Origin of the sequence: Metapseudomonas cellulosilytica, from assembly GCF_049334135.1 — a bacterium.
Lineage (GTDB): Bacteria > Pseudomonadota > Gammaproteobacteria > Pseudomonadales > Pseudomonadaceae > Metapseudomonas.
The window spans coordinates 21,602-34,028 of record NZ_JBHZGN010000001.1 but is presented as its reverse complement, the minus strand read 5'-3'; the positions used below and the strand labels follow the sequence as shown (position 1 = coordinate 34,028).

Annotated in this window: 12 protein-coding genes and 1 pseudogene; 7 read left to right on the top strand and 6 right to left on the bottom strand. The window is 61.9% G+C overall.

Annotated elements, in window-relative coordinates:
• Positions 1-116 precede the first annotated feature (116 nt).
• From ACFW0H_RS00185 to rsxC, 4 genes are all read right to left on the bottom strand, one after another.
• On the bottom strand, positions 117-1,526 hold the full coding sequence (locus ACFW0H_RS00185; RefSeq protein WP_422912255.1) for an NAD(P)/FAD-dependent oxidoreductase: 1,410 nt from the start codon (positions 1,524-1,526) through the stop codon (positions 117-119).
• 199 nt (positions 1,527-1,725) lie between these two features.
• Positions 1,726-2,091, bottom strand: a complete 366-nt coding sequence (locus tag ACFW0H_RS00180) for a cupin domain-containing protein (protein WP_422911884.1) — start codon at positions 2,089-2,091, stop codon at positions 1,726-1,728.
• A gap of 182 nt (positions 2,092-2,273) precedes the next feature.
• The gene (locus ACFW0H_RS00175) at positions 2,274-3,227 is read right to left on the bottom strand and encodes an RnfABCDGE type electron transport complex subunit D (RefSeq protein WP_422911883.1); all 954 of its coding nucleotides are present in this window, start codon (positions 3,225-3,227) and stop codon (positions 2,274-2,276) included.
• Positions 3,224-4,624 (bottom strand): electron transport complex subunit RsxC, encoded by a 1,401-nt coding sequence (gene rsxC, locus ACFW0H_RS00170; protein WP_422911882.1) that lies wholly within the window; start codon positions 4,622-4,624, stop codon positions 3,224-3,226. Before rsxC ends, ACFW0H_RS00175 begins: the two co-directional genes overlap by 4 nt.
• Before the next feature lie 255 nt (positions 4,625-4,879).
• On the opposite strand from rsxC, the gene ACFW0H_RS00165 reads away from it, so the two are divergent.
• Positions 4,880-5,893 carry an FAD:protein FMN transferase gene (locus ACFW0H_RS00165; RefSeq protein ID WP_422911881.1) on the top strand — a complete coding sequence of 338 codons (1,014 nt, stop codon included), beginning with the start codon at positions 4,880-4,882 and terminating at the stop codon, positions 5,891-5,893.
• A gap of 78 nt (positions 5,894-5,971) precedes the next feature.
• Here the strand turns inward: ACFW0H_RS00165 and ACFW0H_RS00160 are convergent, their stop codons facing one another.
• A complete protein-coding gene (locus ACFW0H_RS00160; protein WP_422911880.1) occupies positions 5,972-6,763 on the bottom strand; it encodes an SDR family NAD(P)-dependent oxidoreductase in 792 nt (263 codons plus the stop codon).
• A gap of 111 nt (positions 6,764-6,874) precedes the next feature.
• On the opposite strand from ACFW0H_RS00160, the gene ACFW0H_RS00155 reads away from it, so the two are divergent.
• The 6 genes from ACFW0H_RS00155 to ACFW0H_RS00130 all read left to right on the top strand — a co-directional run bounded on the left by ACFW0H_RS00155 (position 6,875) and on the right by ACFW0H_RS00130 (position 11,638).
• Positions 6,875-7,816 (top strand): GlxA family transcriptional regulator, encoded by a 942-nt coding sequence (locus ACFW0H_RS00155; RefSeq protein ID WP_422911879.1) that lies wholly within the window; start codon positions 6,875-6,877, stop codon positions 7,814-7,816.
• Positions 7,817-8,634: 818 nt separating this feature from the next.
• Positions 8,635-8,850, top strand: a complete 216-nt coding sequence (locus ACFW0H_RS00150; protein ID WP_422911878.1) for a tautomerase family protein — start codon at positions 8,635-8,637, stop codon at positions 8,848-8,850.
• Positions 8,847-9,503 (top strand): DsbA family oxidoreductase, encoded by a 657-nt coding sequence (locus ACFW0H_RS00145; protein ID WP_422911877.1) that lies wholly within the window; start codon positions 8,847-8,849, stop codon positions 9,501-9,503. The genes ACFW0H_RS00150 and ACFW0H_RS00145 overlap by 4 nt, the downstream gene beginning before the upstream one ends.
• A gap of 42 nt (positions 9,504-9,545) precedes the next feature.
• Positions 9,546-10,256 (top strand): SDR family NAD(P)-dependent oxidoreductase, encoded by a 711-nt coding sequence (locus ACFW0H_RS00140; RefSeq protein ID WP_422911876.1) that lies wholly within the window; start codon positions 9,546-9,548, stop codon positions 10,254-10,256.
• A gap of 42 nt (positions 10,257-10,298) precedes the next feature.
• Positions 10,299-10,604, top strand: a complete 306-nt coding sequence (locus tag ACFW0H_RS00135; RefSeq protein WP_422912254.1) for an SDR family oxidoreductase — start codon at positions 10,299-10,301, stop codon at positions 10,602-10,604.
• Positions 10,520-11,638 (top strand): catalase family peroxidase, encoded by a 1,119-nt coding sequence (locus ACFW0H_RS00130; protein WP_422911875.1) that lies wholly within the window; start codon positions 10,520-10,522, stop codon positions 11,636-11,638. The genes ACFW0H_RS00135 and ACFW0H_RS00130 overlap by 85 nt, the downstream gene beginning before the upstream one ends.
• 171 nt (positions 11,639-11,809) lie before the next feature.
• Here ACFW0H_RS00130 and ACFW0H_RS00125 read toward each other — a convergent pair.
• A pseudogene (locus ACFW0H_RS00125) lies at positions 11,810-12,304 on the bottom strand (alpha/beta fold hydrolase); the annotation flags it as partial.
• Positions 12,305-12,427 lie beyond the last annotated feature (123 nt).

Here is a 12,427-nt window from a genome sequence, read left to right as displayed (position 1 = left end):
CGCATGGCTGTAGCCACCCGTTCGTAGGATGGGTCGGGCGCCTGAGCCGCCAGCGGACGCGCAAAGAAAAAGGCCATCGAAGCAAGCTCCGATGGCCTTTTCTTGCTTGGCAGGACTTAGCGCATCAACAACGAAAGCGAGCTGCTGATGTTGTGGGCCAGCGACTTGCGCCAGACGGCGTTCTCCTTGAACTGGTACAGATTCTCTTCCCAGGTGAATGCCTTGACGATGGTCTGCGATGTCAGCCAGCGGAAGGGCTCCGGCTCCCACTTCTTGAGCGCTCGTTGTGGCGTGGCGTTGTTGAACACCCAGGGCATCTGCGTGAACTGGGTTTCACGGCCCAGGATCAGGTCGGCCAGCGTGCGCCCGAAGAGGTGCGATGGACCTACCCCCTGACCGCCATAGCCACCGGCAGTGGCAATGCCGCTTCTGGGATCGAAGACCGCATGGGGCGCGAAGTTTCGCGGCATGCCGAGCGAGCCGCCCCAGCCATGGGTGATTTTCACGCCTTTGAGCATCGGGAACAGGTCGTACATCAGTTCCTCGCGAAGGCGGAACTCTTCATCGCCCAGGGAGAACTCGCTGCGCGGGACGCCGCCATAGACGTAGCCGCCACGGGCGCCGAAGATCATGCGGCCATCAGCTGAGCGTTGGCCATAGCTCACCATCCGGCTGCCGTCGCAGAAGGCTGGGCGCTCGGCAAGGCCGATCTCGTCCCACTGTGCCTGGCTCAGCGGCTCGGTGGCGACGATCAGACTCTGCACAGGGATGATAAGGCGTCCCAGATCACCGACCGTCGAGGAGTAGCCTTCGAGAGCGGGCACAACGATCGAGGCTCGCACTGTTCCGTGCTCGGTTTCGACTTCGCCGGGGCGAATGGCAGTGACTCTGGTCTTTTCATAGATGTGCGCCCCCTTTCGTTCTACGGCTTCAGCAAGCCCACGAACCATCCGGGCCGGGTTGATGGTCGCGCAATGGCGCTTGAAGATCGCGCCATAGCCATTGCGCAGGCGAACCTTTTCCGACAGTTCCCGGGCATCCAGCCACCAGCAATCGTCTTCGGTATGTCCGGTCTGATAGAGGCCTTTCAGCACCCTGCGCTGCATTGCTACCTGCTCGGGGTATCGAGCTGCGGCATAGAGCACGCCGCCTTTGTGAAAGCTGGCGTCGATGCCTTCCTGGTGCAGCCTTTGGCCAATGTTGTCGACGTTCTCGAACAGGACCCGGCAGCATGCTTTGCGCTCTTCCATCGACAGCGGAGCGAGGTACTTTTCAAGGCCGGTCACGTAGCCGGCAACCCAGCCGCCATTTCGACCGGAAGCGCCATAGCCGGCGATGTCCGCTTCCAGGATGACGACCTTGAGCTGAGGGGCGAGGGTTTTCAGGTAGTAGGCGGTCCAGAGACCGGTATAGCCGGCGCCGACAATGGCGACGTCGGCATTGGTATCGCTTGGCAGGGAAGGACGTACGGTGGGTTCCTGGTCCATGGTGTTGAACCAGAAGCTGGTGTTCTTGTAGTTGGTCATGGCAGATCCCTGAAGAAGAGAAATTGCCTGGCATTGCAGAGTCTTCGAGGATTGGCGCGCTGGCCCGAATCTTTTCGCGCACTTAAGCATCGGATTCGTAAAAAGGAGGGGCCCATGATGCATGCCGTTGAGCGCATCACGGTTCCCCCAACGAGCTGGGACGTCAGAGCGGAAAGTCGAAGACCACCTGCAAGTCAGTTCAACGGCACTTGGTGATCACGAAGAATTTGCGAACCGGGGTCTCCGATTCCCAGACTCCATCGAAACCAGGCTCGACCACGAAGGCCTCGCCCGCGGAAAACACGCTGCTGTTGCCGTCCACATCGGAGATCTTCACGCGACCCTCGATGATGTAGCAGAACTCCATTTCGTCAGGGTGAAACTTCTTCTTGCTGAACGGCTCCGAAGCCCAGATACCGCTGATGACATTGGCATCGGAGGACTTGAAGGGAATCCAGGCCGTGGTATCACCGTTGCCGCTCAACAGGATGTGCTCCGGGGTCGAGCTGGTGACGCCAGGAAGGGAAGGGGTGATTGCAACCGGCTTGATGAACTGGGCAGTCATGGGAATCTCCAGGAGGTGTCAGAGACGGGCTTGCGGTCTGGTGCCGAAAATCCCGCGTTCCTGGCCAGTCTGCTGGCGGAGGTTCCCGTGATAAATCCAATTATCGATGTGTTCACATAACCGGTACGTCACCTATGGTTTCGCGCCGGCCCCATCCTACGGGGCCGGCGCTGTGAGCGCGCTCAGTGTGAGGTTTTCGCGTGGTACCAGGGGCGCTGCAAGCGCAGCACCAGCTGGTCGATCTGCGGCACCAGCAGGTTGGCAGCTAGTACGGCGAAGCAGAGACCATCGGCATAAAGCCCGAATTCGCGAATCAATTCCGTCACCGCGCCAATGGCCACGCCGAAGAGGATGCGACCGGCACGTGTATTGGGACTGGTGACCGGATCGGTGGCGATGAAAAAGGCGGTGAAGAGATAGCCACCGAGACTGAGGTTGTACACGGCCTCCTGTGGCGTATGGCCGGCTGCCAGGCACAGCACTACGGTGCTGGCCAGCATCGCCAGCGGAATCTCGATTCGGATCACCCGCAGGACAGCCAGTATCAAACCGCCGGCGATATAGCCGTAGCCCGACAGATTGGGGGTGATCCAGGTGAACTGGTTCTTGGCCAACTGCGTGGCGCCGGCGAAGGCATCGAGGTCAAGGCGTGGCGCCAGCTGCAACTGTTGCAGAAGAACCGCCTTGGCATCCAGGGTGATGGTCCAGGGGGCATAGTTCGAGGGCGCGGGGTACAGCTGCTGGTAGAAGCAGATGGCGATGATCCCCAGGCCAACCATGGCAGGGTTGAGGCGATTGCGGCCAAGGCCTCCACTGCCGTGCTTGCACAGGGCGAGAGCGGCAAAACAGGCCAGGGCGATCATCCACAGCGGCACCAGCAGCGGTAGTGCCCGAGCCAGAATCAGGCCCAGGACCAGCCAGCTCAGGTCGCTCAAACCCTCGCGTACCTTCTGTCCGCGCAGGCGCAGCAGGCCGGCTTCGAAACCCAGGGCCAGCAGCACGCACCAGAAGGTCTGCAACCAGACCACGCTGCCAAATTGCCAGGCGTACAGGACGGTGCCCGGCATGATGCACAAGCTGACCAGCAGCATCACCGTGCGGAGTTTGTGCGGGGTAGGACGGCGTATCAGGCTCATGCACGCAGCTCCGTCTTGCTCTGGCGGAAGGTTTCGCGCAGCGGGATATTGCTCGGACAGGAGCTGCTGCAGCTGCCGCATTCGATACAGGCATCCAGTCGCAGGTCCTGCAGGCTGACCTTGTCGAGGCGCTGGGCGGCATCGTAGAGATCCAGCGGTCTGAGCGACATCGGACAGACATCCACGCAGCGCGTGCAGCGAATGCAACTGCCTGCGGGTTGGGGTTCCGGCAGGTAGCGCTCGGCGCCGAATATCAGGCAACTACTGGTCTTGCTGATGACGGCAGCAGGGTCCGGCAGCGGCAGTCCCATCATCGGGCCGCCGACCTGGGTCAACTGGCCTTCGGAGGTCGCGCCAGCAATTTCGCGCAATTCGCTGACAGGGTAACCCACCGGCACCAGCACATTCCCGGGGCGCTCGCAGTCCCCGGTCAGCGTCAGCACGCGCCGTACAAGGGGTTCGCCGTGGAAGACGGCCCGTCCCAGTGCGTAGAGCGTCGCGACATTCAGCGCCAATACGCCGATTTCGGCGGGCAGGCTTCCCGGCGCCAGGTTGCGGCCGCTCAGGCTCTTGATCATCAACGGCTGCCCCCCGGCCGGGTAACGCTCCGGAAGCGCACAGATCTCGACCGGGGTGCGCGCGTGGCGAGCGGCGGCACGTAACGCGGCCATCGCCTCAGGTTTGTTGGTTTCGATACCGAAGCGGGTCAGCGTTACGCCCATCAGGGCGGCGAGATAGTCAGCGACCTCGATCAGCGCCTCGGCACGTTCGCGCATGAGACGGTCATCGCAGGTCAGGAAGGGTTCGCATTCGGCGCCGTTGATCAGCAGCAGATCGGGTTGCTGGGCGCCGGCCAGCTTGAGGCCCGTCGGGAAACCCGCCCCACCCAGGCCGACGATGCCCATCTGCAATGCCCGTTCGACCAGCGCCTCGGGCGTTTGCGGCAGCTCCAGCACCGGGCGTTCGATCCACTCGTCCAGACCATCTGCGTTCAGAATGACGGCCATGACCGGCTCGGCCGAATCGGCCGCGAAGGCGAGATCAATCCGTTCCACGATGCCGGAGGTGCTGGCATGCACCCACGGGGTGTTGTCATCGCCGATTCCGATCACCTCGCCCTTGCGCACATGCTGTCCCGGCTGCACGCAAGGCTCGACGCTGCGGCGGCCCCGCTCGAGCGGGATGGCCAGCTGTGCGGTTCCGACTTCGACCAGGGCAACCGGCGTGGCGTTGGATAATTGCTTGTAGCCTCTGAGCTTGAGACCGCCGTGCCAGCTACGCTGTGAGGGAGAGGCGATGGCCAGCAGGCGGCGCAGGAAGGGTTTCTGCTGCGGCTGACGCTGGGCGCGGACGGGGTTCTGCATACGCTCGACGCTCTGCAACGAATGGCTAGACATGTTCTGTCCTCCAACTTTTTTGGGCAAAAAACTCCCCTATGCGCTGATGCACATGATGGTTCTTTGCTTCCGGGAAAATTGAGCGAAACGCGAGGGCGACACTCGATAACTCACGGGACTAAGACACCGAATGGAGGGTTTGTTCAGTTTTTGATCATTTTTCCGGATGAACGGTAGGCCAATTGCCATCCCACGCGGGAGCGTCGGAACGATGTCAGGCCGCATGGGGCGGCCGGAACAGAGAGGTGTCGAGTGATGCGCGCAAGCCTGCTGATGATGCTGTTGACGTTGCTGTATGGCTGCGGCGAACGGATCGAACAGCTTTCCGGGCCGACCATGGGGAGCACGTATTCGATCCAGTACGTACCCACCGCGCAAACGCCCGACTCGCAGCGAGTAAAGGCCGAAGTCGAGAAAATACTCGGGGCGCTCGACCAGCAGTTCTCCGGCTGGCGCGGCGACTCCGTGGTTTCCCGCTTCAACGATCTGCCGGCCGGCGGCTGTCAGGCAGTGCCGGAAGATATGCGTCGCTTGCTGGAGTACGGTGAGTCTTTGTCCCGAGAGAGTGGCGGGGCTTTCGATCTGACGGTGCTGCCATTGATGAACCTCTGGGGCTTCGGTCCGCAGTCACGGGGGGAGAAGGTACCGGATGCGAGCGCGCTGGAACGGGAGCGGGCGCGGGTAGGGCACCAGCACTTGCGCCTGGATGGCGACAAGCTGTGCAAGGATGTGGCGGCGCAACTGGATTTCGACAGCGTGGTCGCCGGCTATGCGGTGGATCGGGTCAGCGACAGGCTTGCGGCCCTGGGTATCCAGGCCTATCTGGTCGAGATCACCGGCGAACTCAAGGCGGCTGGCCGCAAGCCCGATGGCTCGCCCTGGCGCATCGCCCTGGAGGTGCCGACCGGCGGGAGCGAGCAGCAAGTGGAGCGCGCCATCGCACTGGATGGCTACAGCGTTTCCACCTCCGGCGATTACCGCAACTATTTCGAGGAGGGTGGCCAGCGCTTTTCGCACACCTTCGATCCACGTGTCGGCAGGCCGGTCAAGCACGCGCTGGCGGCAGTGACGGTGGTCGACCCTTTGGGGCTGCATGCCGATGGCTTGTCTACGGTGTTGATGGTGCTCGGTCCGGACGAGGGCTATGCCTTCGCCGAGCGGCATGACGTCGCCGCCTATTTCATCATGCGCCAGGGGCAGGGTTTCGTTGCCCGGGCGACGCCACGATTCGAGTCGTTGTTTCCCGGGCAGGGCACGACGAAGCAGTAGTTGAAGGAGAACCTGGGCGAGGTCCGGGGCCGCACAAAAAACGTGCGGCCCCTATTCTGCTGTCGACAGGAATACAACTCAGTTCGCGTAGCGTGCGGCGGGAGCGCTCAATGACAGATTCGGCATCAGCTTCTGCCGCGCAGCCTCATAGGCGTCCAGATCGGCGATATTCGGAAGGGCAGGGATCGTGACGAATTCGCCCTGATCGAATCCGGCAAGCGCCGCGTCCACCATGTCACCCGCCTTCATGACGATCGCACTCGGCACGTACTGCAGCGGAGTGCCGGCTGTTTCCCAGAAGTCGGTCGCCGTCGCACCGGGAAGCACCACCTGGACCCTGACGCTCTTGTCCTTGAGTTCGTGCTGCAGCGACTGGCTGAACGCGAGAACGAAAGCCTTGGAGCCGCCATACACGCCGTTCAGGACTTCCGGCGCGATGGCGACGATCGAGGCGATATTGATCAGTGTGCCGTGGCCGCGCGCGACAAAGCCCGGTACCGCGGCGTAGGTCAGGCGCGTCAGGACGTTCACGTTGAGGGTGAGCAGATCTTCCAGCTTGTCGATGTTCGACTCCAGCAGCGGGCGGGTCGCGCCGACGCCCGCGTTGTTCACCAGCATCGTGATGCTGGCATCCGTACGCAGCAGGTCTTCGACTCGGGCGAGGTCGGCCTTGGCACCAAGATCCGCGGCCACGACTTCCACCGAACGTCCGGTTTCGTCGCTCAAGCGCTTGGCCAGGGCGTTGAGACGCTCCCGGTTGCGCGCCACCAGGATCAGGTCATAGCCGCGGCGGCTGAGTCGTTCGGCGTAGATCGCGCCGATTCCGGACGACGCGCCGGTGATAAGCGCCGTACCCATTTTCGTAGTCATGTCTGTCTCCTGTGCGACGACGGTCGCGTTCGTTGTCCAGATCGATCCTATTTCCTTGTAGAAATGTCTTAAATGACATAGAAGACACCTTTTAGGACATGGTGAGGGATCATGCATACGATCGGCTTCGTCATATTCCCCGGGTTCCAGGTCATGGGATTCACGGCCGTCACCGCCTTCGAGGTCACCAACCTGGTCCTCGGCAAGCCGGCCTATGAGGTCACCCTGCTCTCGGAGGCGGGGGGACTGGTGAATTCGTCCGCAGGTTTTCGTGTCGAAACCACCGCCTTCGGTCGCCAGACCTTCGATACCGTAATGTTTGGCGCGGGTACGACCATCGAGCCGATCACCCCGGGGCTGGCCCGTTTCGTGCGCCAGTCCATGGAGACCGCTCGACGGGTCGCGGCTCCCTGCACGGGGGCCTTCGTATTGGCCGAATCCGGGGTGCTGGACGGCCGCCGGGCAACGACGCACTGGCTCTTTGCGAAGACGCTGCAGGATCGATTTCCCGGTGTGAAAGTGGAGCCGGACAGGATCTACATCATCGACGGCCCGGTCTGGACTTCCGCGGGAATGACAGCCTCCATCGACCTGGCGCTGGCGATGATCGAGAAGGACCACGGCCTCGAAGTAGCCCGTGAGGTGGCGCGCAAGCTGGTGGTGTACCACCGTCGTGCCGGTGGCCAATCGCAATTCTCGACGCTCCTGGAGCTCGAACCGAAGTCCGATCGGATCCAGAGCGCGCTGGACTATGCCCGCCGCAACCTGCAACGCCCCCTGAGCGTGGAAGAACTCGCCGAGGTCGCCCACCTGAGTCCGCGCCAGTTCAGTCGGGCGTTCAGTGCCGAGACTGGACAGTCGCCGGCCAAGGCGGTGGAGCATTTGCGTGTCGAGGCGGCGCGGATGCTGCTGGAAGACAGCAGGCATCCGGTCGACGTCATTGCCAGGGAGGTGGGCTTCACCGACCGCGAGCGGATGAGGCGTGCCTTCCTGCGTAATTTCGGCCAGACGCCTCAAGCGATTCGGCGCAGTGGAAATCCCAGCGTCCACTGAGTGCCCATGCGTTCTTTTCGCCTCTCGCAAAGAAGCGGTCAGTTCCAGTGCTGATCGACCTCTTCGTGAAGGCAGCGAGCTGCGGTCCTGATCTGCCTTCAAGCACCGGGCAGAAGCAGTCGGCGGCGTCCATAGGCGTCATGAAGGAATGCAACTGCCTTTCAGCTGTGCCAGACATTCCGTCATAGAAGTGTCATGCAATCCCAGCCTGAATTGACGTGACGAGGGGGGAGGGCCGGCTGGAACAGGCGGGTGAGAGGCCAATAGAGGCTGCCCGGGAGCAGGTCGTTCAGGCATCGGAATCTGCTTGGGAAAGTAAATATCCACGTTCGTAGAACGTGGACTTGCTTTTGGCCCCCTATAAGGGGGCATCTCGGAGCAGGCTGACAAATCGTAGCCCGGATGCAATCCGGGAGCGGCGGTGGGATTTCCCCGGATTTCATCCAGGCTACTGACTGCTGGCTGCCGCATAACCTCCGTAGGATGGGTCGGGCGGCGTTCCGCGAGCGGAGCGATACCCATGCGGACAGAGCTGATGGGTATCGCAAGCTCCACCCATCCTACAAAGACGCCGGCTTCATCCTGCCAATCGGAGCATTTCGATCGTCACAGGCAGAGCCGATGACTCATGACCACGTCCTAAGGACGTGGTTTCCCGAGTTCAAATGAAATCCTTTCTGCTCGCCGCCTCATCCAGATTTGTTACATCGCATCACTAATGATGTTCAAAAGCCCGCCTTTATCCCTCTGAAGCTGCGTCCTAAAGTCGCCTCCAACACCTGCCCATCATGTCGATGGGAGGTCACTGGAGAGCTGTCATGCCTTTCGTCAGCGTACGTATCACCCCCGATGGTGTCACCCGGGAGCAGAAGGCCCAGGTGATCGTTGAAATCACTGAAACCCTGGAACGTGTCCTGCACAAACGTCCGGACCTGACCCACATCGTCATTGAAGAAGTCGACTCCGATAACTGGGGCTACGCTGGGTTGACCACCACTGAGTACCGGCGGCAACTCACGGAGAAGCAGTCATGACTCCGTCCGTGACCATCGATTTTGTCGCCGATGTGGTGTGCCCATGGTGCGCCCTGGGTGCGACGGCGCTGGGCCAGGCCATCGACAACCTGGCCGGTGAAGTCTCGGTGGAGCTGACCTTCAAGCCCTTCGAGTTGAACCCGGACATGCCGGCCGAAGGCGAGCACGCGTTGCAGCACATGATGCGCAAGTACGGTCGCAGCGCCGAGGAAGTCGCCGCCAGAAACGAAATGGTGATCGCCCGTGGCCAGGCCGTCGGGTTCCGCTTCGATCTGGAGCAACGCAGCCACTTCTACAACACCTTCGATGCACATCGCCTGTTGTTCTGGGCATTGCAGGAAGGGCGGCAAATCGAACTCAACAAAGCCTTGCTTCGTGCCTATTTCACCGACGGGCAGAACATCAGCGATCACCCGACGCTGGTGCGTCTGGCCGCTGAAGCGGGGCTCGAAAGGGCGCGAGCGGGTGAAGTGCTGGCGACCGGGGCGTTCGCCAGGGAGGTGCGTGAGCTCGAAGCGTTCTACCGCGGGCACGGTATCGACTCGGTGCCCGCCTTGATCCTCAACGACCGCCAGTTGGTGTCCGGTTCGCAGTCCGTCGAGTACTACGAGCAAATGCTGAGGCAAATCGCACAGGCCCCAGTGGAAGCCTGATTACTCGATCGTTCCAATCCCCAGTACATGCAGAGGTTCATCATGAGCAATTCGAAGAAAGTCGTTGTCGTCACTGGTGCATCCCAAGGTATCGGCGCTGCCGTGGTCAAGGCCTTCCGTGATCTCGAATATCGGGTGGTCGCCACGTCGCGTTCGATCAAACCCTCGGATGACCCGGATATCCTCACCGTGGCGGGCGACATCGCCGACCCGGCGACCGCCGAGCGAGTGATTCGTGAAGGCGTGGCGCGTTTTGGCCGAATCGACACCCTGGTCAACAACGCCGGGATCTTCGTCGCCAAGCCGTTCACCGACTACACCCACGAAGACTACGCCGCTGTGCTGGGGGTCAACCTCGGTGGCTTCTTCTACATTTCCCAACTCGCGATCACCGAGATGGAAAAACAGGGCAGCGGTCACGTCGTCAGCATCACCACCAGCCTGGTGGACCACGCCATCGAGGGCGTGCCCTCGGTACTGGCGTCGTTGACCAAAGGTGGCATCAACGCGGCGACCAAATCCCTGGCCATCGAGTACGCCAAGCGCGGTATTCGGGTGAACGCGGTCTCTCCCGGCATCATCAAGACCCCGATGCACGGCGAGGAAACCCATGAGGCGCTGGGCCAGCTGCACCCGGTCGGGCACATGGGCGAGATGAGTGACATCGCGCAGGCCATCGTCTATCTGGAAAGCGCCGGTTTTGTCACCGGTGAGATCCTGCATGTGGATGGCGGTCAGAGCGCCGGTCACTGAGTCCTTCGAGCAGCGCCGTCCAACGATGTCGGCGGCGCTGCCATTCTAGCCAGGCGTCTTGGGGGCCGAAGCAAGGCTGGTCTTATCGGGCTTACCCAGGTCCTGCTTGCGGAGTTCGACCTGCAAGGCGTTCGTGTCAACGCGATCCTGCCCGCCGCGGTGGATACGCCCATGGAACGCGACACAGCAAAACCTGGTGCGCTCCGTCCTCCATCTCGCCTCGGACGACTTGGCATTCGTGACGGGAACCGCGCCCTTGGTCGATGGTGGGGCGTCCATCACTCGAACCTGAGTCAGTACATCTGGGCAGTGAGTTGGCAGCGGATCAGGTTCAGGAGATTGACCTAGACTCCATCTTCCACCCATTCCAGTGCGGAGAAACCTCCATGACCAAGGCCGGCACTTTTCTCGCCAGTGCGCTGCTCACTGTTCTTTCGCAAGTTGCCTGCGCCGCTGAGGAAGCAGCGTTCAACCCGGTGGAAATGATCAGCGCGTTCGAAGGCACCTTTGGCGTCCACCCCGGACTCAGGCGCAATCACGCCAAGGGGACTTGTGCAGTAGGGGAGTTCATCGGCAATGCTGACGGCGCCAGGTACAGCCGATCGGCCTTGTTCAGCGGCCAGGCCATTCCGGTAATTGCGCGCTTTTCCCTGGATGGCGGTAACCCCCAGCAATCGGATGCCGCCAAGGCCGTGCAGGGCATGGCCCTGGAATTCAAACTGCCCGGCGGTGGCCTGCAGCACATGACCATGGTCAACGTGCCGGTATTCTTCGCCACGCCAGAAGGCTTTCGCGACCTCGTCCTGGCACTGAAGCCCGATCCGGCCACCGGCGCGCCCAATCCCGATGTGTTCAAGGCGTTTACGGCCAAGCATCCGGACTTCAATCCGCTGGGCGCAGCGATACAGGGCCGCAATCCGTTTGTGGGCTTTGACACCAGCTTCTACAACAGCCTCCATGCGTTCTGGTTTGTCGACAAGAACGACAAGAAGACCCTGGTGCGCTGGCACTTCGAGCCCGTGGACGGGGTGAAGAACCTCACCGACGAGGAGGCCAGCAAGGCGCCAGCCAACTTCCTGGAGCCGGCGCTGATCGCTCGTACCCAGAAGTCCCCAGCGAAATGGGACATGTACATCACCCTCGGCCAACCGGGGGACGCCGAGAATGATCCTTCCCAGGTCTGGCCGGCCGATCGCCAGAAGGTCAAGGTTGGCACCCTGTCGATCACCCAGGCCATGGCTCAGAAAGATGGCAGCTGCGGCCCCATCAATTTTGACCCGATCGTGGTCGCCGACGGCATCCAGATCACCGACGACCCGGTCCTCAAAGCACGCTCTTCGTCCTATGCAGTGTCGTTCGGTAAGCGCATGTCCGGGCAGTAACCCGGGATGCCGACTATCGATCAGGTCCGGCCCGCAGCCCACGCATGACCGAGCGGACGAATCCTCCTCGCTTTGGCGAGGAGGTACCCCGGGCAGTGGCCATCATTGAAGCCGGTGGTGCAGTTTTCATCCTTTCCACTCGGACGTTCCTTCCAGGTTCGCAGCATCGGATCAGAGCTTGTCGACATCGACGACGGCCTGGGCGAATGCCTGCGGCGCTTCTTGCGGCAGGTTGTGGCCAATGCCCCCCTCGACGGAGCGGTGCTGGTATTTGCCCGAGAATTTCTTCGCATACACGCTGGGGTCAGGTCGCGGTGCGCCGTCGGCGTCGCCCTGTAGCGTGATGGTCGGCACGCTGATCAGCGGAAACTCCGCAAGCCGGCTTTCCAGCTCGGCGAACTTCGCCTCGCCTTCGACCATGCCGAGCCGCCAGCGATAGTTGTGGATGACGATGGCGACGTGATCCGGATTGTCGAAGGTCGACGCGCTGCGCTCGAAGGTGGTGTCGTCGAACTTCCACTGCGGCGAGGCGTTCTGCCAGATCAACCTGGCGAAGTCGTGGCGGTACTTGTCGTAGCCTGCCTGGCCGCGCTCGGTGGCGAAGTAGAACTGATACCACCACTGCAATTCGTTCTTCGGCGGTAATGGCTGCCTACCTGTTGGCTGCCGATCAGGCCGCGCCGTTCAGCAGCAGGGGGAGGGCGGCTACCAGGCGAGGAACAGACGCAGGGGCACGTCGGCGCTCCAGGCGCCCAGGTTGTCGAGCCTGCTGAATGCGTGCGGCAAGGG

Excerpts from the sequence above, each read along its gene's own strand:
- ACFW0H_RS00180 (WP_422911884.1), bottom strand. The coding sequence starts at position 2,091 with ATGACTGCCCAGTTCATCAAGCCGGTTGCAATCACCCCTTCCCTTCCT.
- ACFW0H_RS00175 (WP_422911883.1), bottom strand. The coding sequence starts at position 3,227 with ATGAGCCTGATACGCCGTCCTACCCCGCACAAACTCCGCACGGTGATG.
- ACFW0H_RS00155 (WP_422911879.1), top strand. The coding sequence starts at position 6,875 with ATGCATACGATCGGCTTCGTCATATTCCCCGGGTTCCAGGTCATGGGA.
- ACFW0H_RS00130 (WP_422911875.1), top strand. The coding sequence starts at position 10,520 with ATGGTGGGGCGTCCATCACTCGAACCTGAGTCAGTACATCTGGGCAGT.
- ACFW0H_RS00145 (WP_422911877.1), top strand. The coding sequence starts at position 8,847 with ATGACTCCGTCCGTGACCATCGATTTTGTCGCCGATGTGGTGTGCCCA.
- ACFW0H_RS00165 (WP_422911881.1), top strand. The coding sequence starts at position 4,880 with ATGCGCGCAAGCCTGCTGATGATGCTGTTGACGTTGCTGTATGGCTGC.
- ACFW0H_RS00160 (WP_422911880.1), bottom strand. The coding sequence starts at position 6,763 with ATGACTACGAAAATGGGTACGGCGCTTATCACCGGCGCGTCGTCCGGA.
- ACFW0H_RS00185 (WP_422912255.1), bottom strand. The coding sequence starts at position 1,526 with ATGACCAACTACAAGAACACCAGCTTCTGGTTCAACACCATGGACCAG.
- rsxC (WP_422911882.1), bottom strand. The coding sequence starts at position 4,624 with ATGTCTAGCCATTCGTTGCAGAGCGTCGAGCGTATGCAGAACCCCGTC.
- ACFW0H_RS00140 (WP_422911876.1), top strand. The coding sequence starts at position 9,546 with ATGAGCAATTCGAAGAAAGTCGTTGTCGTCACTGGTGCATCCCAAGGT.
- ACFW0H_RS00150 (WP_422911878.1), top strand. The coding sequence starts at position 8,635 with ATGCCTTTCGTCAGCGTACGTATCACCCCCGATGGTGTCACCCGGGAG.